At 28.5% G+C, this 22,709-nt stretch carries 19 protein-coding genes and 1 pseudogene; 4 read left to right on the top strand and 16 right to left on the bottom strand.

Going from position 1 to position 22,709, the window contains the following annotated elements; all coding sequences use genetic code 11:
* Positions 1-6: 6 nt before the first annotated feature.
* From coaE to C7N41_RS04245, 8 genes and pseudogenes are all read right to left on the bottom strand, one after another.
* Positions 7-594 carry a dephospho-CoA kinase gene (gene coaE, locus C7N41_RS04280; RefSeq protein ID WP_105964494.1) on the bottom strand — a complete coding sequence of 196 codons (588 nt, stop codon included), beginning with the start codon at positions 592-594 and terminating at the stop codon, positions 7-9.
* Positions 587-1,426 (bottom strand): bifunctional DNA-formamidopyrimidine glycosylase/DNA-(apurinic or apyrimidinic site) lyase, encoded by an 840-nt coding sequence (gene mutM, locus C7N41_RS04275; protein ID WP_105964493.1) that lies wholly within the window; start codon positions 1,424-1,426, stop codon positions 587-589. Before mutM ends, coaE begins: the two co-directional genes overlap by 8 nt.
* Before the next feature lie 18 nt (positions 1,427-1,444).
* Positions 1,445-4,096, bottom strand: a complete 2,652-nt coding sequence (gene polA / locus C7N41_RS04270; RefSeq protein ID WP_105964492.1) for a DNA polymerase I — start codon at positions 4,094-4,096, stop codon at positions 1,445-1,447.
* 111 nt (positions 4,097-4,207) lie between these two features.
* Positions 4,208-4,900 carry a Bax inhibitor-1/YccA family protein gene (locus tag C7N41_RS04265; RefSeq protein WP_105964491.1) on the bottom strand — a complete coding sequence of 231 codons (693 nt, stop codon included), beginning with the start codon at positions 4,898-4,900 and terminating at the stop codon, positions 4,208-4,210.
* A 74-nt stretch (positions 4,901-4,974) separates the two neighbouring features.
* Positions 4,975-6,305, bottom strand: a pseudogene (murC, locus tag C7N41_RS04260) (UDP-N-acetylmuramate--L-alanine ligase).
* Between the two features lie 64 nt (positions 6,306-6,369).
* Entirely contained in the window at positions 6,370-8,913 is a 2,544-nt protein-coding gene (locus C7N41_RS04255) for a DNA translocase FtsK (protein ID WP_105964490.1), read from the bottom strand.
* A gap of 63 nt (positions 8,914-8,976) precedes the next feature.
* Entirely contained in the window at positions 8,977-9,618 is a 642-nt protein-coding gene (gene ytpR / locus C7N41_RS04250; RefSeq protein ID WP_105964489.1) for a YtpR family tRNA-binding protein, read from the bottom strand.
* Positions 9,619-9,639: 21 nt separating this feature from the next.
* Complete coding sequence (locus tag C7N41_RS04245) at positions 9,640-9,960, bottom strand: thioredoxin family protein (protein ID WP_105964488.1); 321 nt, start codon at positions 9,958-9,960, stop codon at positions 9,640-9,642.
* Positions 9,961-10,071: 111 nt separating this feature from the next.
* On the opposite strand from C7N41_RS04245, the gene C7N41_RS04240 reads away from it, so the two are divergent.
* Positions 10,072-10,359 (top strand): hypothetical protein, encoded by a 288-nt coding sequence (locus C7N41_RS04240; protein ID WP_105964487.1) that lies wholly within the window; start codon positions 10,072-10,074, stop codon positions 10,357-10,359.
* Positions 10,360-10,365: 6 nt separating this feature from the next.
* On the opposite strand, the gene trmB is transcribed toward C7N41_RS04240, so the two are convergent.
* The 3 genes from trmB to C7N41_RS04225 form a co-directional block, all read right to left on the bottom strand.
* On the bottom strand, positions 10,366-11,019 hold the full coding sequence (trmB, locus tag C7N41_RS04235; RefSeq protein ID WP_105964486.1) for a tRNA (guanosine(46)-N7)-methyltransferase TrmB: 654 nt from the start codon (positions 11,017-11,019) through the stop codon (positions 10,366-10,368).
* A gap of 126 nt (positions 11,020-11,145) precedes the next feature.
* On the bottom strand, positions 11,146-12,354 hold the full coding sequence (locus tag C7N41_RS04230) for an ABC transporter permease (protein WP_105964485.1): 1,209 nt from the start codon (positions 12,352-12,354) through the stop codon (positions 11,146-11,148).
* Complete coding sequence (locus C7N41_RS04225; RefSeq protein WP_105964484.1) at positions 12,347-13,084, bottom strand: ABC transporter ATP-binding protein; 738 nt, start codon at positions 13,082-13,084, stop codon at positions 12,347-12,349. The genes C7N41_RS04230 and C7N41_RS04225 overlap by 8 nt, the downstream gene beginning before the upstream one ends.
* Positions 13,085-13,211: 127 nt before the next feature.
* On the opposite strand from C7N41_RS04225, the gene C7N41_RS04220 reads away from it, so the two are divergent.
* From C7N41_RS04220 to C7N41_RS04210, 3 genes are all read left to right on the top strand, one after another.
* Entirely contained in the window at positions 13,212-13,640 is a 429-nt protein-coding gene (locus C7N41_RS04220; protein WP_105964483.1) for an HIT family protein, read from the top strand.
* A 4-nt stretch (positions 13,641-13,644) separates the two neighbouring features.
* Positions 13,645-13,953 (top strand): hypothetical protein, encoded by a 309-nt coding sequence (locus C7N41_RS04215; protein ID WP_105964482.1) that lies wholly within the window; start codon positions 13,645-13,647, stop codon positions 13,951-13,953.
* 95 nt (positions 13,954-14,048) lie between these two features.
* Positions 14,049-14,936, top strand: coding sequence for a peptidylprolyl isomerase (locus tag C7N41_RS04210; RefSeq protein ID WP_105964481.1), 888 nt, complete (start codon positions 14,049-14,051; stop codon positions 14,934-14,936).
* A gap of 41 nt (positions 14,937-14,977) precedes the next feature.
* On the opposite strand, the gene C7N41_RS04205 is transcribed toward C7N41_RS04210, so the two are convergent.
* The 5 genes from C7N41_RS04205 to argS form a co-directional block, all read right to left on the bottom strand.
* Positions 14,978-15,523 (bottom strand): ATP-binding protein, encoded by a 546-nt coding sequence (locus C7N41_RS04205; protein WP_105964480.1) that lies wholly within the window; start codon positions 15,521-15,523, stop codon positions 14,978-14,980.
* Complete coding sequence (locus C7N41_RS04200) at positions 15,520-17,418, bottom strand: ATP-binding protein (protein WP_105964479.1); 1,899 nt, start codon at positions 17,416-17,418, stop codon at positions 15,520-15,522. Before C7N41_RS04200 ends, C7N41_RS04205 begins: the two co-directional genes overlap by 4 nt.
* Positions 17,408-18,601: a metallophosphoesterase family protein gene (locus C7N41_RS04195; protein ID WP_157944969.1), complete on the bottom strand. Its 1,194-nt coding sequence runs from the start codon at positions 18,599-18,601 to the stop codon at positions 17,408-17,410. The genes C7N41_RS04200 and C7N41_RS04195 overlap by 11 nt, the downstream gene beginning before the upstream one ends.
* 78 nt (positions 18,602-18,679) lie before the next feature.
* Entirely contained in the window at positions 18,680-20,776 is a 2,097-nt protein-coding gene (locus tag C7N41_RS04190; protein ID WP_105964477.1) for a transglycosylase domain-containing protein, read from the bottom strand.
* Positions 20,777-20,899: 123 nt separating this feature from the next.
* On the bottom strand, positions 20,900-22,591 hold the full coding sequence (argS, locus tag C7N41_RS04185; protein ID WP_105964476.1) for an arginine--tRNA ligase: 1,692 nt from the start codon (positions 22,589-22,591) through the stop codon (positions 20,900-20,902).
* Positions 22,592-22,709: the final 118 nt, after the last annotated feature.

Here is a 22,709-nt window from a genome sequence, read left to right as displayed (position 1 = left end):
AAATTTTTAATTATCTATTTTATTAAACAATTTTATCACTTGATTACGAGTTTGCATAATGGAACCATTACTATCTATTAAATAATCAGCCAATTTTTCTTTAAAATTTAAAGGCCATTGACTTTTAATCCGCTTAACGGAATCAGAAATACTCAAATTATTTCTCAATTGTAATCTATTTAACTGATTAATAGGTGTACAAGTAACAACAATTATCATATCGCACATAAAAGCATAACCATTTTCAAATAAAGTAGGTGCATCGAATACAACTAGTTTTTCATGAGTATTATTAATAATTGATTGAACATTGGATCTAATATATGGATCCATAATGCGCACTAAATTAGTTAGATTTTCTTTATTTGCAAAAACAAGTTTAGCTAAACGAGAACGATTTAATTCACCATTTTTTTCTAGAATATCATTACCAAAATGTTTTGTAATTGCATTTAAGCAATCGTTATCCTTATGTTGCAGCTGATAAGTTATTTTATCAGCATCAATTATTTGATATCCCATTTTTGATAAACAATCAGAAACATTAGATTTTCCAGTTGCAATTCCGCCTGTTAGTCCAATTACTTTAACCATTTTTAGTCACTTTATGTTGACAGTTAGGACAAAAAGTTGTTCCTCTTTGAGCTACTTTAATTTTTTCCAAATTAGTTCCACATCTTTCACATGGCTCTCCAGCTCTTCCATAAACATGAAGGCTATTTTGAAATTGACCAGCTTCTCCATATGCATTGGAGTATGAATGAACAGTAGTACCATGACCCTTAATAGCCATTTTAATTTCTTCAATGATGTTTTTTCTAAGTTCCATTATTTGATTATCAGAAATTGTGTTAGTAATGGTTTCTGGATGAATTTTGCTTAACCACAAAACCTCATCACAATAAATATTACCTAAACCAGCAATGTGACTTTGATTTAATAAAAATGGCTTTATTTTACCTCTACCTTTATTCATAATTGATTTCATATAATCAAATGTTAAATCATCATCGGTAGGTTCTGGACCAATTGTTCCAAGTCCTGATAAAGTATGTTCATCACCATTTTTAATCAAATACATTCTGCCAAATTTTCGACTATCTTTATATCTTAGTTCTCGATCATCGTTTAAATGAAAAATGACATGTGTATGTTTTGTTGGTTCTGTGCCTTCGGGTTCAACATCATATTTTCCTTCCATTCTTAAATGGGAAACTAATGTCATGTCATTAGAAAAACGGAAAAGTAAGTATTTTCCTCTTCTATCTATTCTTTTTATATCTTGATTAGTTAAAGTAACTTTTAATTTTTCTGGAGTAACATTAATCATTTTAGGATATAAAACATCAATGCTATTAACATGTGATCCTTTAACCAATTGATTTAATCCTTCTCTAACAGTTTCTACTTCTGGTAATTCAGGCATTTAAAAAACCTCATTTCTTTATTTAATATTGTACCAATTACTACCATAATGGCTCTTAACGTTTAATGGTACTTGTAATTTAACAGCTGAATCCATCACTTTAGGTACTAATTTGCTTAAAATTGCTATTTCTTCTTTAGGTGCTTCAAATATTAATTCATCATGAACTTGCAATAACATTTTGGCCTTTAAGTGATTATCCTTTAGAGCCTTTTCCATTTTTAACATTGCAATCTTAATAATATCAGCTGCACTACCTTGAATTGGTGAATTCATTGCAGTTCTAGCAGCAAATGATCTTTGATGAAAGTTTCTAGAATTAATATCTGGTAAATACCTACGACGATTTAAAATGGTTTCAACATAACCATTGTCTTTAGCTTTTTGAACAATATTATCCATATAATTTTTAACATCTGGATATTCATTAAAGTATTTTTCAATAAATTTTTTGGCATCTGAACGACTAATGCCCGTATTCCTAGCTAGGCCAAAATCAGAGATTCCATAAACAATTCCAAAATTAACCGCCTTTGCTTGTCTTCTAAGCTCAGGAGTAACTTCACTATTATTTGATAAGCCAAAAATTCTTCTAGCAGTGGATGCATGAATGTCATCATTATGAATAAATTCATCTTGCATATTTTTATCATTTGAAATAGATGCTAGAACACGTAATTCAATTTGTGAATAATCAGATGAAAATATTTCCCAGTCTTTATGACTTGGGACAAAAGCTTGTCTAATTTTTCGTCCTTCTTCAGTCCTAACCGGAATATTTTGCAAATTAGGATCAACTGATGACAAGCGACCAGTTTGAGTAAGTGTTTGTAGATATCTAGTGTGCACTTTATGGTCATTTAAATGTATATCTTTTAATAATCCTTCAACGTAAGTTGATAGGATTTTAGCAATTTGACGATAATCTAAAACTGCCTGCACAATTGGATAGTCTGGAGCAAGTTTTTCTAAAACATCAACTGCTGTGGAATAACCCGTCTTAGTTTTTTTCAAGATTGGTAAATGAAGCTTTTCAAATAAAATCTCACCAAGCTGTTTAGGCGAAGCAATATTAAATTCAGTCCCAGCTTCATTATAAATTTTCTGTTGAATTTCATTCAATCTTTCAGTAAGCTTGCTACTCATTTCTTTTAGAACATCACTGTCGACAACAATTCCAGCAATTTCCATTCTAGACAAAACAAATGTAAGTGGTAATTCAACATTATTGTATAAATCTAATTGATTATTATCTTTAAGTTCACTAAATAATTTATCTTTTAAAGAATTAATAGCCATCAATTTTCTTGCAAAGTGTTCAAATAATTTATCTTCAGATGGAATTTTACGTTTTGCACCTTTACCGTAAACATCATCATCAGATTGAACTTCAAAATAATCGTGTTCATTAGCTACTTTTCCCAAATCATTACTATTATCACTGGTATTAAGTAAATAAGATGCTAATAATAAATCAAATCTTACATTTCTTAAACTAATACCTAATCTATTTAGACCAACATATGTTCTTTTAGCATCAAATAAATTTTTGGTTATTTTATCATTTTCTAAAATGCCTTTTATTTCTGGCCTATTTAATATATCAATATTATCTGACACATAAATATTTTCATCAATTTTAATAGCAAAACCAATAAATGGATCAATATGATAATTTTCACCATCTATTCCCAAATAGAAAGTAACTTCAGATGGAACATTGTCAGATATCACTTTTAAATTATCATTATTAATTTCTGAATATTTAATTTTTTTCATAGATTCTGACTCATCAAAGTCCATTTGACTAAGAAATTTTCTAAAATTCATTTCGCGATAGAAATTTACTAATTTATCACGATCATCACCTAAGTAATTAAGATTATCCAATTCTATTTCAATAGGAGCATCACGATCAATGCGTGCTAATTTCTTATCCAAAAACGCTTCTTCTTTATCATCAATTAAATGCTCTTTTAATTTCTTACCACTTATTTCATCTAAATGATTGTATAAATTTTCTACACTATCAAATTGCTTAATTAACTTTAAAGATGTTTTATCCCCAACTCCTTGAACTCCAGGATAATTATCAGATGAATCACCTTTTAATGCCTTCCAATCAATAATTTGTGAAGGTTTTATACCCATAGTTTTTTTGACATAATCAGTATCATAATGAGTCACTCCTGATACTCCACGATTAGAAATAGAGACTGTCGTCTTGTCTGAACATAATTGTGTTAAATCATTATCACCAGTTACAACTGTAGTTTCAAATCCTGCTTCATCTGCTTTTTTTGATAAGGTTCCAATTATGTCATCTGCTTCATAATTATCTAATTCATAGGTCTTAATACCACGAGCATCTAACATTTGTTTTACATATTTAAATTGTTCCAATAATTCATCAGGAGTCTTATGTCTTCCAGATTTATAACCAGAGTACATTTTCGTTCTAAAGGTTGTTTTTCCAGCATCAAATGCAACTAACGCATGTGTTGGATTTACTTTATCTAGCATAATATCCAGCATATTGTTAAAACCATAAATGGCACTTGTATGAACACCTTTATTATTGGTAAAACGTTCAACTTGTTTAATTAAAGCATAGAAAGCTTTATAAGTTATACTATTACCATCTATCAATAATAATCTTTTTTCAGCCATAAAATTCTCCTTTTATATTTATATATTAACTAAATTTTAACACTTTATTCATGTTATTAATTATATACAAAATAAAAAAGATGATGTTGTAAAAACACCATCTTTTTATTATTAGTCTCGATCATTGCCACCAAAGATACTTAATAATTGTAAGAATAGATTAATAAAATCTAAATACAATGTCATAGCACCATAAATGGCCAAACCATTTTCTGGAATATCTGATCCATATTCATTATATGCATCTTTAACTTTTTGACTGTCATATGCAATTAAAATTGTAAAAATTATAACTGCAATAATTGAAATAACAAAGCCAAATGCAGGAATTCTTAAGAATGCATTAATAATACTTACAATAATTAATGCAATAAGTGCCCCCAATGCTTGTGTCCCAATTTTGTCTAAATTTTTCTTAGTAGTAATACCTATTAAAGCCATTACAACAAAATCAACAGTAGCAGTTAGAAAAGCTTGTGCAATAACAGTTGTACTATAAGATATAAAGATATATGAGTACAGACCTCCTGTTAGCACTGAAAATGCCATAAATAGGATAAAACCTAATGAAGAATTCTTCATTGCAACAGAAGAAGTAGCCATAGCAAGGCCAAACCATATAACAATTCCAACAATACTAGGAATAAGACCTAAAGAAGCATGGTAAACAGAACCCATTAAATAAGAAACTATTCCTGAAATGAACACTGATAAAGCCATCCATCCATATGTTTTAGTTAAAAATTTATTCATACCAAATGAATTATTTACCATACGACGACCTGTTTGATCATAATCATTCATGTATTAATCCTCCTTTATATAAAGTATAAAGTTTAATATATTCTACCAAACAAAGAGTCAATAATACAAGTTTTTTAATTTACATTATTTGTAACATCATTTAATAATTCTTCATAAATCTTTTCATATTTTGAATGTCTCCAGCTCCCATAAATACAACCACTGCATCATGATAATCTAAAAGTGGAGACATATTTTCAGCTTTAATTAAGCTACCATTTTTAGTAATTTTTGCTTCTAAATCAGAACTGGATACTTTACCAGCTTTTTCGCGAGGAGAACTATAAATTTTAGTAATATAAACATCATCAGCTTTATTTAGACTCTCTGCAAATTCATCTAGATAAGCAATAGTTCTACTAAAAGTATGTGGTTGAAAAACCGCAATAATTTTTTTACTTGGATATTCTTGTCTAGCAGCATCTAAAGTAGCATTAATTTCTGATGGATGATGAGCATAATCATCAATAATGGTCATATCGCCAACTTTTCTTTGAGCAAAGCGACGTTTAACACCTTTAAATGTTTCTAATTCTCTACGTATTTCATCTAAGTTATCATGCTCGAAATATGAAACCGCAATAACTGCTAATGAATTTAAAACATTATGTTCACCATATAAGTGAATTTGGAAATTACCTAATTTTTTACCATGATATTCAACATCAAACGAAGAACCTGAAGTACTACGAGTAATGTTAGTTGCTCTAAAATCATCATTTTCACCAGTACCATAATAATATATTGGTACATTAGCAGTTAACTTTCTAAGGTTCTTATCATCACCCCATGCAAAAATACCTTTTTTGGTCTGATTTGCAAAAGTCTGGAATGCACTGCGAACATCATCAATTCCGGTATAATAATCAGGATGATCAAAATCAATATTAGTCATAATAGCATAATCAGGTTTAGTGGCTAAGAAATGTCTTCTATATTCATCAGCTTCATATGCAAAGAATCTGGCATTAGGAACACCTTTACCAGTACCATCACCAATTAAATAATCAGTAGGTGCAATACCTGATAAAACATGTGCTAATAAACCAGTTGTACTAGTTTTACCATGAGCCCCACAAACTCCAATACTAGTATGACCTTCAATCATTTTACCTAAAAATTCATGATAACGATAAACTTCTAGTCCCATTTCATGGGCTTTTTTTATTTCAGGATGATCATCATCAAATGAATTTCCAGCAATCACAACTAAACCTTCATGAATATTGTTTTCATCAAATGGTAAAACTTTAATACCAGCTTGTTCTAAGCCTCTTTGAGTAAAAGTATATTTTTCAATATCTGAACCTTGGACTGTACATCCTCTATCGCGAAGGATTCTGGCCATTGCGGACATACCTGTACCCTTAATTCCTACAAAATGATATGTCTTACTTGTATCCATAATCTAAACGCCCCTTTTTAATTGTCATTAATTCAATCATAGCAAACTTTTTTCAATATAGTAGCTAAATGTTCAATTTTTTATAATCTTTTTCTGTTAAATATACATCTCTTGGCTTAGAGCCATGTTGTCCAGAAACATAATTACTCTGTTCCAAGCTATCAATCAAACTAGCAGCACGATTATACCCAATAGAAAATACTCTTTGTAATTTTGAAGTAGAAACATTATCTTCTTGAGAAATATATTTCAATACCTGTGGCATTAAATCATCTTCTTGTTCTACTTTATTAACTTGTTTTAATAATGAATCAGGTTGAAAGGCATACTTAGGCTTCCCTTGCTTTCTAACTTCACTAGTAATATTTTCAATTTCATCATCAGTAACAAAAGTACCTTGTAGTCTAGTTGCTTGGCTAGAACCACTACCTAAGTAAAGCATATCACCTTTTCCAAGTAATCTTTCTGCTCCAGCAGTATCAATAATAGTTCTAGAATCCACTTGACTAGATACCATAAATGCAACACGAGTAGGAATATTATTTTTAATAGTTCCAGTAATGATATCAACACTTGGTCTTTGAGTAGCAACAAGTAAGTGAATTCCAGCTGCCCTTGCTTTTTGAGTAATTCTAACAATGTAATCTTGTACTTCACTAGATGCAACCATCATTAAGTCAGCTAATTCATCAATAACAATTACAATATAAGGAATTTTCAGTCCATAGTCCTCATGTTCTTCTGCCATCTTATTAAATTGTTCAACATTCCTAGCACCAGCAGCAGCTAATTTTTCATAACGTTCGTCCATTTCTTTAACCGCCCACTTCAAGGCTGCTGAGGCCTGCTTAGGATCTGAAATAACTGGAGAAAGTAGATGTGGCAAGTTATCATAAGGTGCCATTTCAACAGCTTTAGGATCAATCAAGATTAATTTTAAGTCAGCAGGAGTTGCTTTATAAAGTAAAGAAATTAATAAACTATTCAAAAATACACTCTTACCAGAACCAGTAGCACCAGCGATTAATCCATGAGGCATTTTACGAATGTCAGTCATTTGTGGTTTACCCGTTAGATCAACTCCTAAGGCTACAGTTAATGGATCTTTACTATTTTTAAATTGTGGTGAATCTAGAACTTCAGATAGCATAACTGGTCTTGGATGTGGGTTAGGAATTTCAATTCCTACGGTTGTCTTACCTGGGATTGGAGCTTCAATTCTAATATCCTTTGCAGCAAGTGCCATTTTCAAGTCATCATTTAAATTAGTTATTTTACTTACTTTAACTCCTAACTGTAACTTAATTTGAAATTGAGTTACAGTTGGCCCATTTGTCCAATCTACAACGTTAGCATTTACATTAAATGCACTAAGTGTATCATCTAATTTTTGTGCTTGACTCTCAATCCAATCATCTAAACTATCATCATTATCATTGTTAGGCTCTGATAATAAATCTAGGCTAGGGAATTGATAGTTATGATTTATTAAATTATTGTCTTCTTTATCATCAGTTTTTTTATCATCATCTTTAAATAAAGACAGATCTTTTTGAGCATCATTCTCTGAATCCAATATTGATGACAAAGAATGCCCTAATCCAAACTCTTCTTTCGCTTTTGGTTCTACGGAATTGTCGTTATCATTTTCTAAATCAGAATCTATATTATTAGAATTTGATTTATGTGAGTCTTTATCATCTTGCTCTATAATTTCAGATGATTGGTTATCATTATTTGGTGATTCATTTAATTCATCTTGATCAATTGATATTTCATTTTCAGAATCATTTGATTCAGAAGATTTATCATTATAGTAATTTTCATTATCAAAGACTTCTGGTTTATCTAAGCCACTCACATCGTCAGGCTTAGCAGCAACAAAATCTTTACCTTGAGTTTCTTTGTTTTTAATATATTCAAAATCATTAGAATATAAATCTACATACTTACTATATGGAGTTGTATTTTTTAAATCTTCATAATCGTAATCTTCTTCATCTTCAACTGGTTTAACATCAACTTCTTCACTATCGTCATTAGAAGATTGATCAAAATTATCATCTTCAAGTTTTGATGATACATTTTCTTCACTATCTAAACTATCATTATCGCTAGGAATTTGTGATTCGTTATCATTATTTGCTAAATCAGACTCTCCATAAGTTTTATGTTCTTTTAAATTTTTATCTGATATTGTTGAATGATCAATATCTTTATTTTCATTAACTTCATCTAAAGAACTTAAATCTTCATTTTCGCTTGTTTCATAGCTGTCTAAGTCAATTGAATCATTAGATGCATCTGCATAAAGAATCAAATCATCATTAGATTGTTTCAAATTCCTTTTAATATTTTGATAAGGATAAGAAAGTTTTAAACTATAGTATGGAGTATCACTAGCTTGAGATTGCTTCGTTGGTTTAAATGCAGCAGCTCTTTGCGCAATAGGATTGTCATCATCAACGATATCAGATTGATTAATATCCTTTTTACGATCATAGTTATGCTTTTTATTTTCACTTATTTTATTTATATGTCTATTTTCCTGCTTCTTGTTTTTAATACGATACTTGCGATAAAAAGCAGGACCATCATAATGTTCCATATAACTGTCATCCTCAAAATAATTAATATTATATATGTATTAATAAAGAGATATAATATCTCTTTATTTGTCAAACAAAGTAGCAGCTTTATCAAAATCAAATTTAGTTCCTACTTCATAATTATCAGGTAAAATTAATGCTCCTGGTTTTTGTGGTGCATTAGGTAAGTGTAATTCACGACCAGAACAAATCATTCCATTACTTTCTTCCCCTTTTAATTCACCAGGCCAGATTATTAATCCGTCAGGCATCATAGCACCAACTTTAGCAACAACAACCTTAATATCTGCTTGCATGTTTGGAGATCCACTTACAATTTGTAGAGTTTTACCGTCATCAACTGTAGTTTCAGTAATTTTTAAATGGTCAGACTTTGGATGCTCGCTAATTTTGTTTACATAGCCTACAACAAACTTAGGATCATTATCTAACTCAATGTTAGCTGATAAGCTTTGTTTTTTTAAAAATGAATTTAATGAATCAACATCATTGGAAGTTAATTTAATTTGTCCATTCATGTTTGATAAATTAGGCAGAATATGACTAGCATTCAAAAAATTATATCCTAAAATGTTACCACTATCTTTATCAGACATAATTACTACATCATCTTTATATTCTACATTTTGTTCACCAGTTGTTTCATCCAAAACTACGACCAAAATGTCACCATTTTGTTTAGGGTTGTAACTTGCAATTAACATTCAATTTTACCTCTCAAATCATTAATTTAAAGAATCAATAAATTCTTCAACTTGTTTCTTTGTTTTTCTATCTTTATTTACAAAACGACCAATTTCTTCACCATTATTAAAAGCAACAAAACTGGGAATCCCCATAACACCTAAATCAGCTGCTAAATCAATATTTTCATCACGATCAACTGCTAAGAAATTGTAATCTTTATATTCTGCTTCAATCTCTGGCATAGCAGGTTTAATAAATGAGCAATCTGGGCACCAGTCAGCTGAGAAGAATAAGATATACTTGCCTTTCTCAATTTTCTTTTTTAAATCTGTTAAATCCATTTTTGCTAATTGTTCCATAAATATTCACTCCTTATATATTATAATATTGTTATATTATAACTTATAAAATGGATATTGTTGAAAACTTTGATTATAATGTTTATTATATACCATTTAAATTTGGAGGTAATGAATATTAAACATTATAAATCTTTCTACATTGGAGCTATTGTAGGAGGCATAATCACTATTACTTATGCATTAAATAAAAATAGAAATTATAATATAGAAAAAATTATTCAGACTAAAGTGAATAATGCAAAAATGACTTTTAATAATAATGAAATTTATGGGTATTGGATTATGAAAAAGAGTAACTATTGGGTTGGCGCCATTAACATCAAAAAAGATGAACAGATTATTGAACATCCCTTTGTAATAAATGATAAATACCAACTATCTTGGCAAGAAGACTGATCAATATTAGTCTTCTTTATTTTTATTAAAATATGCAATGACTTTATAAATAGGTCCTTTAGCACTAAATTTATGTTCATATTCAGTTTCAATATTATCTTCCATATATTCGCTATTGTGTAAATCTAAAGATAATAAATCAAAATACATTCCATAGTTATTAAATGTAATTATAGAATACTCAAAGAGACCACGATTATCTGTTTTAAAAACAATTGGTGCATCTTTCTTCAATACTTTTTTATAACTATCCAAGAATTTAGGTGAAGTTAAGCGGCGCTTAGCATGTCTTTTCTTAGGCCATGGATCTGAAAAGTTCAAATAAATGGTGTCAATTTCATGTTCATCAAAGAAAGTATCAATACCAGCGCCATCTGTATGCACCATTTGTAAGTTTGGTAATTCTGATGCAACAACTTTTTTCAATGCAATGGCAATTACCGTTTCTTGAATTTCAATTCCTAAGAAATTGATTTCTGGATGTTCCCTAGCCATTTCAACAATGAATTGACCTTTACCAGTCCCAATTTCAACATGGATAGGTTGCTTTTTATTAAAACGATTAGACCATTTTCCTTTCCATTGTTCTGGATTATCAACAATATATTCTGAATGGTCTTTAATAAAATCTTTTGCCCATGGTTTATTTCTTACTCTCAAAAATTTATCCTCCTTATAAAAAATGGTCAAAACAATTTGTCTTGACCATTGAATATGCCAAATTAATTATCGATAAAATACTATCTTTCATTTTAATGTTTACTGTATCATTCAGTCAAGACAGTATTAACTTTTTAATTCAGCCTTATTGATTTTTTTATTCATATATACATGGGTTAATAAGAAAAGTTCTACAAGATCAATTATTAATAATATCAAAGCTGTATAAAACCCATTACTAAACATTGATACAACGAAGAACAAAGCAATTGTTAGATACATTAATTTATTAATGATATTAACAAAACTACTTAACTTATTTTTGTTACTAATTGGATAGATATAAGTAAATACATTTTCATCAAAATTAAAATAGTAAGGAATCATTTGAAATACTGTTAAGTATATAAATAACATGCTTAATAGTATTACAACATATTTATTGTTAATAAAAAGTATTAGTAATGAACCAATCAAAGATAATCTAGTATATAATCCACTAATTTCTTTATCTCTGAATATTCCTCTTATAAAAAGATATGAAAAAACATTATCATTTTTAAACAATTTCAAGAATGAATCTAAATATTTACGACGCTTAACTTTTCCATCAAGCATTGGTACATCAGTAAACATATTAAAAAATTGATATATACGATGCATTCTACTGTTTTCATTATTAATAACTTTATTCCAGTGAATTGATAAGCTAACACATCTGTTCTTTAATACAATAATATATCCCAAAACTATTAAAGATAAAGCAATCGATAAAACATCAGAAAGCCATATAAAAATAGATAAACTAATAATGGGGAAAACGATTTTAAAAATTAAATTTCTTTTATTACTAAAGTTATTGTACATATCTATAAAAGATGTTCCTAGTATTATATATTTATTAACTAATAACGATATTAATAATAATATTATATAAACCTTACTAAAATTAACAAATGTTTTAGATATTAATGGAATAAGTATCAACCATATAAATATTTGAATAATAGATGCCATTAAATAACTATATTTCATTGCTGAATTAAAATAATTATAAAATTGCTTCTCTTGTGGCAATAAAAAAACATAGTCAGCTTTTTTTATAAAATTAGCCAAACCACCTAATTGTAAAGATATAAATATAATTATTAATACTAATGGTTGGCTCCACCATATGCCAATTGATAAATGTTTTATAGCAATTGAATATTCATATAATAATCCACCAAAGATAAACATTAGAGCAATTACAAAAAAATCATTAAATACATATTTAAGATACTTAGTCATTTCAATTAAATGGGCATTGAAACGATTTTTAAATAAACTATTCATTATTTGATTCCTCAGCTAATTTTAAGTATATATCATTCAAAGAGCTATTCTCATCACCATATTTATCTTTTAATGCATTTAAATCGCCCTCTGTTCTAACTTGCCCATTATGAATTAGAACGAAGCGATCACAAAAACGTTGCGCTGTATCTAAAACGTGAGTAGACATAAGAATACTACTCCCCTGTTCTTTTTGATTATTGATTAATTTCAATAAATCATTCACTGCTAATGGATCCAATCCTAAAAATGGTTCATCAATAATAAACAATTTAGCGTTAGTAATGAAAGCACAAACAATCATAACTTTTTGACGCATTCCTTTTGAAAAATTAATTGGAAACCAATCAAGCTTATTATCAAGTCTAAACATCTTAAGTAGTTTGTTAGCTCTTTGCCAAGCAACATTTTCATCCAATTGATATGCCATAATAGTAGTTTCAATGTGCTCTTTTAAAGTTAATTCCTTATATAAAATTGGTGTTTCAGGAATATATGCAATTTGATTTTTATATTTATTAACATCATCAGTAATTGAAGTTCCATTGATTTTAACTTCTCCAGAAAATGGAGATAAAATTCCAATAATATGATTAATAGTAGTAGATTTACCAGCACCATTTAAGCCAATTAAGCCCACTAATTCACCATCTTTAATATTAAAAGAAATATCTTTAAGAACTGGAATTTGTGAATATCCACCTACCAAGTGCGAAACATCTAATGCCATAAAATATCGCCCCTTAAAAACTTATTATTATCGCAATTATATCATAATTTTAGTTAAGTTATTTTAAGTTTATTTTATGTTATCATTGTTATAGTACGGTAAATTAATAAAGGAAGGAGATTTTAATATGGATGACTGTATTTTTTGTAAAATAGTTAATAATGAAATTCCTAATTATACTGTTTATGAAGATGATATAGTAAAAGCATTTTTAGATATTTCACAAACAACCCCTGGTCATACTCTAGTTGTTCCTAAAAAGCATGTTGCTAATATTTATGATTACGATGCAAAAATGGCTGAACAAGTTTTTGCTCGAATTCCTAAGATTGCTAGAGCTATTAAAAATTCTGCTCCAGATATCAAGGGAATGAACATTATTAATAATAATGGGAAGATTGCTTCGCAATCAGTATTTCATTCCCATTTCCATCTGATTCCAAGATATAGTGAAGATGATGGATTTGCATTAAAGTTTACTGATAACTCTAATCAATACAATGAAGAAACATTGACCCACATTCAAAAGAATATTTCAAAAAATTTGGAGGGTTAATAAAATGAAAAACATTTTAAAAATAATGGGGATTTCTGCTGCCGGATTAGCTACATACTTGTATGTAAATAAGAAAGATCCAAAAAATTTCTTTAAAAATCTATCAACAGATGCAAAAGAATCGTTTGAAAGATCAAAAAGAGTCAATGATTCTAGAAAATCATTACAAAAAAATGTTCAAAAGTTACAACAAGAACTTAAAAAATCTACCCCAGTTATTGAACAATTGCAAAAAGATATTAACGATTTTCAATTTAAGACATCTCCAAGAATAGATATGATAAAAGATAGAATAAATCACTTACAAAAATAATTTATAAAAGTATTTTATACTATTAAAATCATATGCATTGGTATGTTATAGTTAAAAATGGTTATCTAAATTTTAGAAATGGATGTGTTAAATTTATGAATAAAAAATGGTTAGTCGGTATGGCTGCTGCTTTAATGAGTGTTTCATTAGTTGCTTGTGGTAGTAAAACAGTTGCTGTTACCAATGGTGGTAAAATTACACAAAGTGAATACTATAGTAGTATGAAAAACACTTCTAATGGTAAACAAGTTTTACAACAAATGATTTTAGACAAAGTCTTAAACAAACAATATGGTGATAAAGTTTCATCAAAAGATATCAATGCTCAATTTAACCAAACTAAGAGTCAATATGGTTCACAATTTGATGCTGCTTTACAACAACAAGGTATGACTGAACAATCATACAAAGATGGAATTAAATCCAATCTATTATTACAAGCTGCATTAAAAGACAATGTTAAAATTTCAAATAAAGATCTTGAAAAGCAATTCAAATCATTTGAACCTAAGGTTACTGTTAATGAAATCTTAGTATCAGATAAAGATACTGCTAACAAGGTTATTGAACAACTTAACGACAAAAAAGGCAAAAACTTTGCTGAATTAGCTAAGAAGTACTCCAAGGATTCTTCTAATAAGAACAATGGTGGTAAATTAGCTGCATTTGATAATACAAATACAAGTCTTGACTCATCATTTGTAAAGGCTGCATACAAGCTATCAAATGGTGAATACACCAAAGAACCTGTAAAGACTAAGGCTGGATACCAAATTATTCAAATGGTTAACCATCCTAAGAAAGGTTCATCATACAAAGATTATACTTCAGAATTAAAAGATCAAATTGCTGAAAGTAAAATCAAAGACCCTACTCTTCAAAAGAATGTTGTTGCTAAGATTCTTAAGAATGGTGGAGTAGAAATTAAAGATAAGGATCTACAAAACATCTTATCTTCATTCCTAAGCAATTCAAATAACTAATTAAAGCGAAAAATAAAAAGGTTCCCTTATAGGGAACCTTTTTATTTTTCATTTAGATTGATTATATTATCTAGATTATAATGTTCAAAAACATTTTCATTACAAGTTACATATATTATTTGTAATGATTCACTAATTTTATCAAGTAATTTATACGCATTATGTGAACGATCAAAATCAAATTCATTGAAACCATCATCAATAATAATAGGCATTTTATAATCACGACCAAATACAACTGCTAATGATAATATTAATGATAAGTATAATTGCTCGATTGTTCCTCTTGATAACTCTCCTGCATCGAATTGCAATTTATCTTTTCTAGTAACTTTCAATTTACTCTTGTAGTAGGTTATTTTTATATAATTATGATTGGTTAATAATCCAAAATATTCATTAGCTTTTTCTTGAAACATTGGAATTCTATCTGCAGTTGCAATATTCAATGACTTATCAATCCATTGTCCTGATAATTTCATAGTCAACCACTCATCAACCATATCATTAATTTCAGTTTCTAAGTTGGCTTTCTTTTGTTCTAAATCTTGATAAGTACCATCTGAGGTCAAATGTTTAATATTCAATTTATTTTTTCAATATTTTTACTATTATCTAGCATTTGTTGTTTTGCATTCGATTGTAAAATCTGATACTCATTTAATTTATCTTCAATTTCAGTTTTACTTTTGAAATTTTTAAGTAATTGAATTTCATTTTCACCAAGTTGCTTTTTAATATCAGCTTGTCTGTTATTTTCCTGAATAATGGACTGTTGTTTATTAAACTCATCATTAAATTCATTCGAGGTATTAATATTTCTTTGCTCAAAAAATTTAATTAATTGATTTTTTAGTTTTTCTTTTTTATTTACTAATTCATTTTTTTGAAATAAATATTTATTAATTATCTTTGTTAAACTATTATTTTCATCGATATTTTTTTTATTTTTTTTAACAAAGTCATCGATTATAGACATATTATTACCATAATTATCATCTAATTTAAGATATTCTTCAGCAAAATGCCAATTATCAAAATAATTATTAATTTTTTGCTGAATTTCAACTAATTCATTTTTATATTTATTAATATCATCTTGAAAATTATTAGTTATATTATTATTTTGCACCAGCCATTGTTTAGGATCATTACTACTAAAGCCATATTTGTCTTTGTAAAATTGAATTTTTTTATTAAAATTATTCGATTGATTATATTTAATAATATATAAATATATGGATAAACTGGCTAAAAATAAACCTATTATTTTTAAGATACCAGGTAAAAGTACAACCAATATTATTCCTAAAACAAATAATATTATTTTCATAGTATTGCTTGAATTACTTGTTTCCCTATTATTAATTAGTTTAGTTATATTGTTTTTATCATCTACACTTAATTCAACATTATGTTCATTAATAAATGATTCTTGTTTAGTTTGATAATCATTTATTAGTTGTTTTTTAGTATTAAATGAAGTAACCAAATCGTTGATGGAGTCAGATAAATTATATAGTCTATCAATTTTATCCTCACTTTGTTCATAAAAATTTAATTGATCGCTATGATTAGCCTTATCTTTAGCATCGTTTATCTGGTTATTAATAATTTCAATTTGCTTATTATTTAATTCAATATTATTTTTAATTGAATATAATTTATTTTTAGAAGCATCATCAAAACCAGACTTTAAATTTAAGCTTTGATGATTATTTAATTGCTCATATAAAGACCAATTATTTTTATGATTATTTAATGTATAAATTTTATTATCTAAATCTTTAATCTGATTATTTAACTGTTCAACTTTCTTATTGGCTAACTGATTATTATATAAATAATTTTCATATTCATTAAGGTTACCCTTACTATCATTAATTTTGGTTAATAGTTTTTCGTAATCTTTTAGCTTTTTATTTAACGGTGGTTTCCTACCATTGGGAGCATATAGAGACCTAGATTCTTTATCTAATTTCTCATTAATTGCAATCCATTCGTTACTGCCAACAAAACCTACTTTTTGAATTCTTTCAATCAGTTCATTGTTATTCAATTTTGAAATATCTTTAATGTTTAAATCACCAAAATAAAAGATATGTTCAAAAGTTTCACGGTCAATTGGTCCTAATATATCAGACAAGATATTTGAATCCGTATCACACTCATTATCTAAATCATAAACACTTACTTTTCCACCATAAGTTCCAGATATCCTTTTAACTAAAAAATTACGATTATCGTCGGTAGTAATAGATAAGCTGCCACCATAAGAACTAGTTTCTTTAGGAATATATTGCTCATAAGAATGTCCACGACCATCTTTATATCCAAATAATATGCCCATTACTAAACTTAATAATGTTGTTTTACCTGATTCATTATTTCCATAAATAATTTGTAAATTATTTTTATTTAAAGTAAAACTTTGATTTTGCCATTTACCATATCCATAAACTTTTATCTGATTAATCTTCATCTATATTCCCCTTATTGCCCAACAAATTAATTTTAGCTTGTTTAAGTAGATTATCTTGAATATCATCATTATCTAAGTGGTTTTGAATGAAATCATATTTAGATAAACTTTTTGATATATCCATAATATTATCTTTAGTAAAGATAGATTCAGCAGCTTTTTGCCAAATATCATCATCGATACTTGATATTTTTTCATTATCGTTAATACTAAATCGAATATCATAAACCCAAGCATTTAAATTATCATATTCTTCTCTTAATGTATTTTGAATTTTTGATAATAATTCATCGTGATTAATATTCAATAGATTCTGCTTTATATTAAATGTAATCTCTAATAAATGAATTTTAGAATATTGATTTTTATAAATTTGGCTCATCAAATCATTGATAATTTGATTGGTATTATTTTCGTTAATATTCATTGTTAAATTATCCCAAATAATAACTGACGTTTCATGAAATGAAACATCCAAATTACCATTTACATCGTTGATTAAAAGGTACCCTTTGCTTCCTGACTCATTTTTATGACGTCCTTGAATGTTTCCAGAATAATAAATAGGAGGATTGGCATTAAGTTGTTGCATTTTATGTATGTGACCCAATGCCCAATAATCATATTTTTTATCTAATAAATCACTAATAGTAAATGGTGCATAGTTATCACCAGTGTTAGCTTCACTACCATGCAACATCCCAATCTGAAAATCAACGTTTGATTTCACAGGATAATTATCAATCATTTTATCGTTAATCCAACGATTTTCATAACTAAAACCAGTAATTGCAATTTTCTTATCATTTAAATTAAAAGTTTTAGTTTCAACCTGATTACCAAATACATAAACATTGTTGGGTAATTTTAGATCAGAAGCAGATATATTTAAATAATCATGATTTCCAAATATCATAAATACTTTAATGTCAGCGGCATTCAATTTATCTAATTCTTCATAAAAAAAATTATAAGTTTTAGGAGTTTGGTTATCACGATCAAATAAGTCTCCTGCCAATAATATAAAATCAACTTGTTGATTAATAGCATCTTGAACAAGATTACTAAAAGCCAAAAAAGTTGAATTAAAGATTTGTTCCCATAATTTTTGTGGTATTTCATCATCCATAAGTCCTTCAAATGGGCTTTCTAAATGTAAATCTGCAGCATGAATAAATTTCAATGTAATAACTCCTTATAAAATAAAACGTCTATCATTAGTATATTAATGATACGACGTTTTATATATATTGGTCAATTTCTATTGGTTAATATATTTTTTTGCACTATTAAATAAATCACTAGCACCCTTTTTTAAACTGTTAAATCCTTTACCAACATTATTAGTGAAATTACTTGCACCTTCTTGTACATCATGCCAAATACCAGATTGAGATTTTTTGGCTTTTGGTTGGTGTTCATCTTCATATTGAGTTTGAGCATCCTGTACATCAAATTTATTATCACCTGCATTAGGTAATATATGTTGCATTTCATTTCTAAATAAAGGACCAACTCCATTACCACTAAGGTTTTCTAGATGATGATTTTTGTTAGTGTTATCAAATCCCTCCCAAGTAGCAACAACTACTTTAGGAGTATATCCAATTATCCATTTATCACGAGTAGCATCAGAATCACCTGTATTATCTGCTTCTGTACTACCTGTTTTACCGGCAATCTGATATCCATATGGCTTAGCACCAACACCAGTCCCATTATTAAATACACCTAACATCATACTTGTCATTTGTTGTGCAACTTTTTTAGACATAATCTTTTTGGATTGATTTTGATCATTATTTACAATTACTTTTCCAGAAGAATCAACAATTTTCCTAATATAATGAGGTGTAGTCATATTACCATTATTAGCAAAAGCGGTATATGCACCAGCCATTTGTTGTGGTGACACTCCACTTGAAAGCCCACCTAAAGCTAAAGCTAAATTATTATCGCTTTTATGAATAGGTAATCCAAATGATTTAACTGATTGATATCCTTCATTGGCACCTATTTTATTCAATAACCATACAGCAGGAGCATTCATACTATCAGCTAAAGCTTTATACATTGGAACACTACCTGTATAAGAATTACCATAGTTTTCAGGTGTATATTTATTCTTACCATATGACAGTTTTTTATTAACCAAAGTGGAATCATAATTATAACCATTTTGCAGAGCTGGAGTATAAACAGCTAAAGGTTTCATAGTGGAACCAGGCTGCCTTTTAATTTGGGTGGCACGGTTATATCCTCTAAAGACATGTTCACCACGGCCACCAACAACTGCACTAACCCCACCATTACTTGGGTTAACAGCAACTGAAGCAGCTTGTACTTTAGTTCCATCACTAGCATTACTAGGAAACATGCTATCGTTAGCAAAATCATTTTGCATATTAGATTGCTGATTTTGATTTAAATTAGTATAAATCTTATAACCACGATTCATAATATCTGATTCGGAAAGTCCATACTGATTAATTGCCTCATCAATAACTGAATCAAAATAGTAAGGATATTTATAACTATCAGTATATTTGTAATCATTAACCACATGAATTGGCATCTTTTTAAGATTATTAGCAGTTGCTTGGGTTAATTTACCGTTTTCAACCATCAGCTGTAATACTGTATTTCTTCTTTGAAAAGCCAATCCTGGATGATCAACTGGATTATACGCACTTGGATTGGTTAGCATTCCAGCGATCACTGCCGCATCTTGTATTGGTAAATCCTTAGCATCCATACCAAAATATCGCTTAGATGCATCTTGAACACCATAAACTCCATTACCAAAATAGGCATTGTTCATATACATAGTTAAAATACTTTTTTTAGAATAAATATTTTCTACTTGAATAGAAAGAAATAGTTCTTTTAATTTACGACTAAAAGTCTGCTCTTGAGTTAAATAAGCGTTCTTAACCAATTGTTGAGTTAAAGTACTACCTCCACCACTAATATAATTACGATGCATAATTTTATTTTTAGCAACTGATAACATAGCTCTTGAAAAGCCTTTTACAGAAAATCCATATTCATGATAAAAATTACGATCTTCAGTAGATAAAATAGCATTAGGAAGATTTGAAGAAATATTTTTATATCCAACATAAGTTCCTTTTTGTGAATATATTTTACCAGCATTGTTATTATTAGCATCATAAATTACTGTAGATTTTTCAAGCGAAGACTGTAGATTACGAACATCGGTTGTCTTGGCTACATAGGTACAATAAGCACTTACTATAAAAATAAAGGATAATATAGTTACAATAATCCATCTTGTAATTTGATATTTATGCCATATATTTTTTAGATGATGCTTTTTAGTATAACTTTCTTTCATATATTAAATTTTCTCCTTTAGTTAGTAGGAAATTATAATAGTTCTATTTTAACCCAAAATGACAAAATATGGGTAAAAAAAGAAAGCACATTTAACAAAAGTTAAATGGTGCTTTCATATATCTTACATTTCTTCAGGAGATTTAACACCTAATATTCTTAATGATTCTTTTAGAACAATAGATACAGATTTAACTAATGCTAAACGTGCATCTTTTTCATCATCATCATCTAAGATTTTGGTGTGAGCATAATATTTATTAAATGCTTTTGCAAGTCTTAATGAGTACTTAGCAATAACTGAAGGTTCAAATTCAGAACATGCCAATTTAACCATTTGAGGAAAGTCATTAAGTAATTTAACAATATTCCATGATTCTGCATCATTAAGTTTATTATCAGAAATACTGAATTCAGTCTTACCAGATTTTCTTAAAATGCTTTCAGCACGTGCACGTGCATATTGTACATAAGGACCTGTTTCCCCTTCAAATCTTAGTTGATCTTCTAGGTTAAAATCAATATTATTTATCTTTTCATTTTGTAAATCACCAAAGACAATTGCTCCAACTCCAACTTCTTTAGCAACTTCATCTTTATTAGGTAAGTCTGGATTCTTTTCAGCAATTTGTTTCTTAGCAATTTCAATCGAATCATCTAATACTTCATCTAATAAAATAATTCTTCCAGATCTAGTTGAAAGTTTTTTACCATTAACTGTAATTAAGCCAAATGGAATATGATGTAAATCTTTAGCTGAAGGAATACCCATTTCAGTTAAAACAGCCTTCAATTGTTTGAAGTAATATGTTTGTTCTGAACCGACAACATATAAATTCATTGCTGGATGATAAGTTTCATCTCTATACATTGCAGTGGCAATATCTCTAGTAATGTATAATGAAGCACCATCACTCTTTAAGATAAGTGCTGGATTTAGATTGTATTTATCCAAATCAACAATGGTAGCACCTTGAGACTTAGTCAATAGGCCTTTTTTATCAAGGTCATCAACTACCCCTTGAAGTTTATCGTTATAAAAAGCTTCCCCATTATAAGTGTCAAAAGAAACACCTAATTTATCATATATTTTTTCGAATGCTTCAATAGATACTTCACGGAACCATTTCCAAAGCTTAGTTGCTTCTTCATCACCATTTTCAAGTTTTCTAAACCAATCTCTAGCCACATCGTCTAGTTCAGGCTTTTCTTTATCAACTTTATGGAATTTAACATAGTATTTAACTAAATTATTGATAGGATCCTTTTTGACGTCTTCTTCATTACCCCACATTAAGTATGCAGTAATTAGCTTACCAAATTGAGTTCCCCAATCACCTAAATGATTATCCTTGATAGGTTTATAACCATTCTTACTTAAAATATTAGCAACTGAATTACCAATTACAGTAGATCTTAAATGCCCCATTGAAATTGGCTTAGCAATGTTAGGTGATGACATATCAATAGTAACGTTACCACCATTACCATCATTATTTTGACCATAATTTGATGCTTGTGATAAAACATTTGCAATAACATTTTCACTATATTTAGCCTTATCTAAGAAAAAGTTAACATAAGGTCCTGCAGCTTCAACATGATCAAAATCATTTTGATCAATTTTTTCTACAATATCTGATGCGATTTGTTGAGGTGCTTTTCTGAATTTTTTAGCTAAAATAAAAGTAGGAAAAGCTAAGTCTCCCATTTTTGAATCTTTAGGACGTTCAATTTTATTTATGATGTCTTCAACATTCAATGTACCATCTAAAGCATTGGACAATGCTTTGGCAACTAGTTCTTTATTTTCCATTATATTTTCCTCCAATAAAAAAGTCTCTTACAGTAAAAAGACTGCAAGAGACGAGATAACCCGCGGTACCACTCTATTTGATATTATATATCCGCTTATTTTATTATAAAATATTCTA

It is taken from the genome of Apilactobacillus micheneri (assembly GCF_002993975.1).
In the GTDB taxonomy this organism is placed as follows: Bacteria; Bacillota; Bacilli; order Lactobacillales; family Lactobacillaceae; genus Apilactobacillus; species Apilactobacillus micheneri.
The sequence above is the reverse complement of the archived record's forward strand: the minus strand, read 5'-3'. Positions and strand labels throughout refer to the sequence as shown.

Excerpts from the sequence above, each read along its gene's own strand:
- coaE (WP_105964494.1), bottom strand. The coding sequence starts at position 594 with ATGGTTAAAGTAATTGGACTAACAGGCGGAATTGCAACTGGAAAATCT.
- mutM (WP_105964493.1), bottom strand. The coding sequence starts at position 1,426 with ATGCCTGAATTACCAGAAGTAGAAACTGTTAGAGAAGGATTAAATCAA.
- polA (WP_105964492.1), bottom strand. The coding sequence starts at position 4,096 with ATGGCTGAAAAAAGATTATTATTGATAGATGGTAATAGTATAACTTAT.
- C7N41_RS04265 (WP_105964491.1), bottom strand. The coding sequence starts at position 4,900 with ATGAATGATTATGATCAAACAGGTCGTCGTATGGTAAATAATTCATTT.
- C7N41_RS04255 (WP_105964490.1), bottom strand. The coding sequence starts at position 8,913 with ATGGAACATTATGATGGTCCTGCTTTTTATCGCAAGTATCGTATTAAA.
- ytpR (WP_105964489.1), bottom strand. The coding sequence starts at position 9,618 with ATGTTAATTGCAAGTTACAACCCTAAACAAAATGGTGACATTTTGGTC.
- C7N41_RS04245 (WP_105964488.1), bottom strand. The coding sequence starts at position 9,960 with ATGGAACAATTAGCAAAAATGGATTTAACAGATTTAAAAAAGAAAATT.
- C7N41_RS04240 (WP_105964487.1), top strand. The coding sequence starts at position 10,072 with ATGAATATTAAACATTATAAATCTTTCTACATTGGAGCTATTGTAGGA.
- C7N41_RS04230 (WP_105964485.1), bottom strand. The coding sequence starts at position 12,354 with ATGAATAGTTTATTTAAAAATCGTTTCAATGCCCATTTAATTGAAATG.
- C7N41_RS04225 (WP_105964484.1), bottom strand. The coding sequence starts at position 13,084 with ATGGCATTAGATGTTTCGCACTTGGTAGGTGGATATTCACAAATTCCA.
- C7N41_RS04220 (WP_105964483.1), top strand. The coding sequence starts at position 13,212 with ATGGATGACTGTATTTTTTGTAAAATAGTTAATAATGAAATTCCTAAT.
- C7N41_RS04215 (WP_105964482.1), top strand. The coding sequence starts at position 13,645 with ATGAAAAACATTTTAAAAATAATGGGGATTTCTGCTGCCGGATTAGCT.
- C7N41_RS04210 (WP_105964481.1), top strand. The coding sequence starts at position 14,049 with ATGAATAAAAAATGGTTAGTCGGTATGGCTGCTGCTTTAATGAGTGTT.
- C7N41_RS04200 (WP_105964479.1), bottom strand. The coding sequence starts at position 17,418 with ATGAAGATTAATCAGATAAAAGTTTATGGATATGGTAAATGGCAAAAT.
- C7N41_RS04190 (WP_105964477.1), bottom strand. The coding sequence starts at position 20,776 with ATGAAAGAAAGTTATACTAAAAAGCATCATCTAAAAAATATATGGCAT.
- argS (WP_105964476.1), bottom strand. The coding sequence starts at position 22,591 with ATGGAAAATAAAGAACTAGTTGCCAAAGCATTGTCCAATGCTTTAGAT.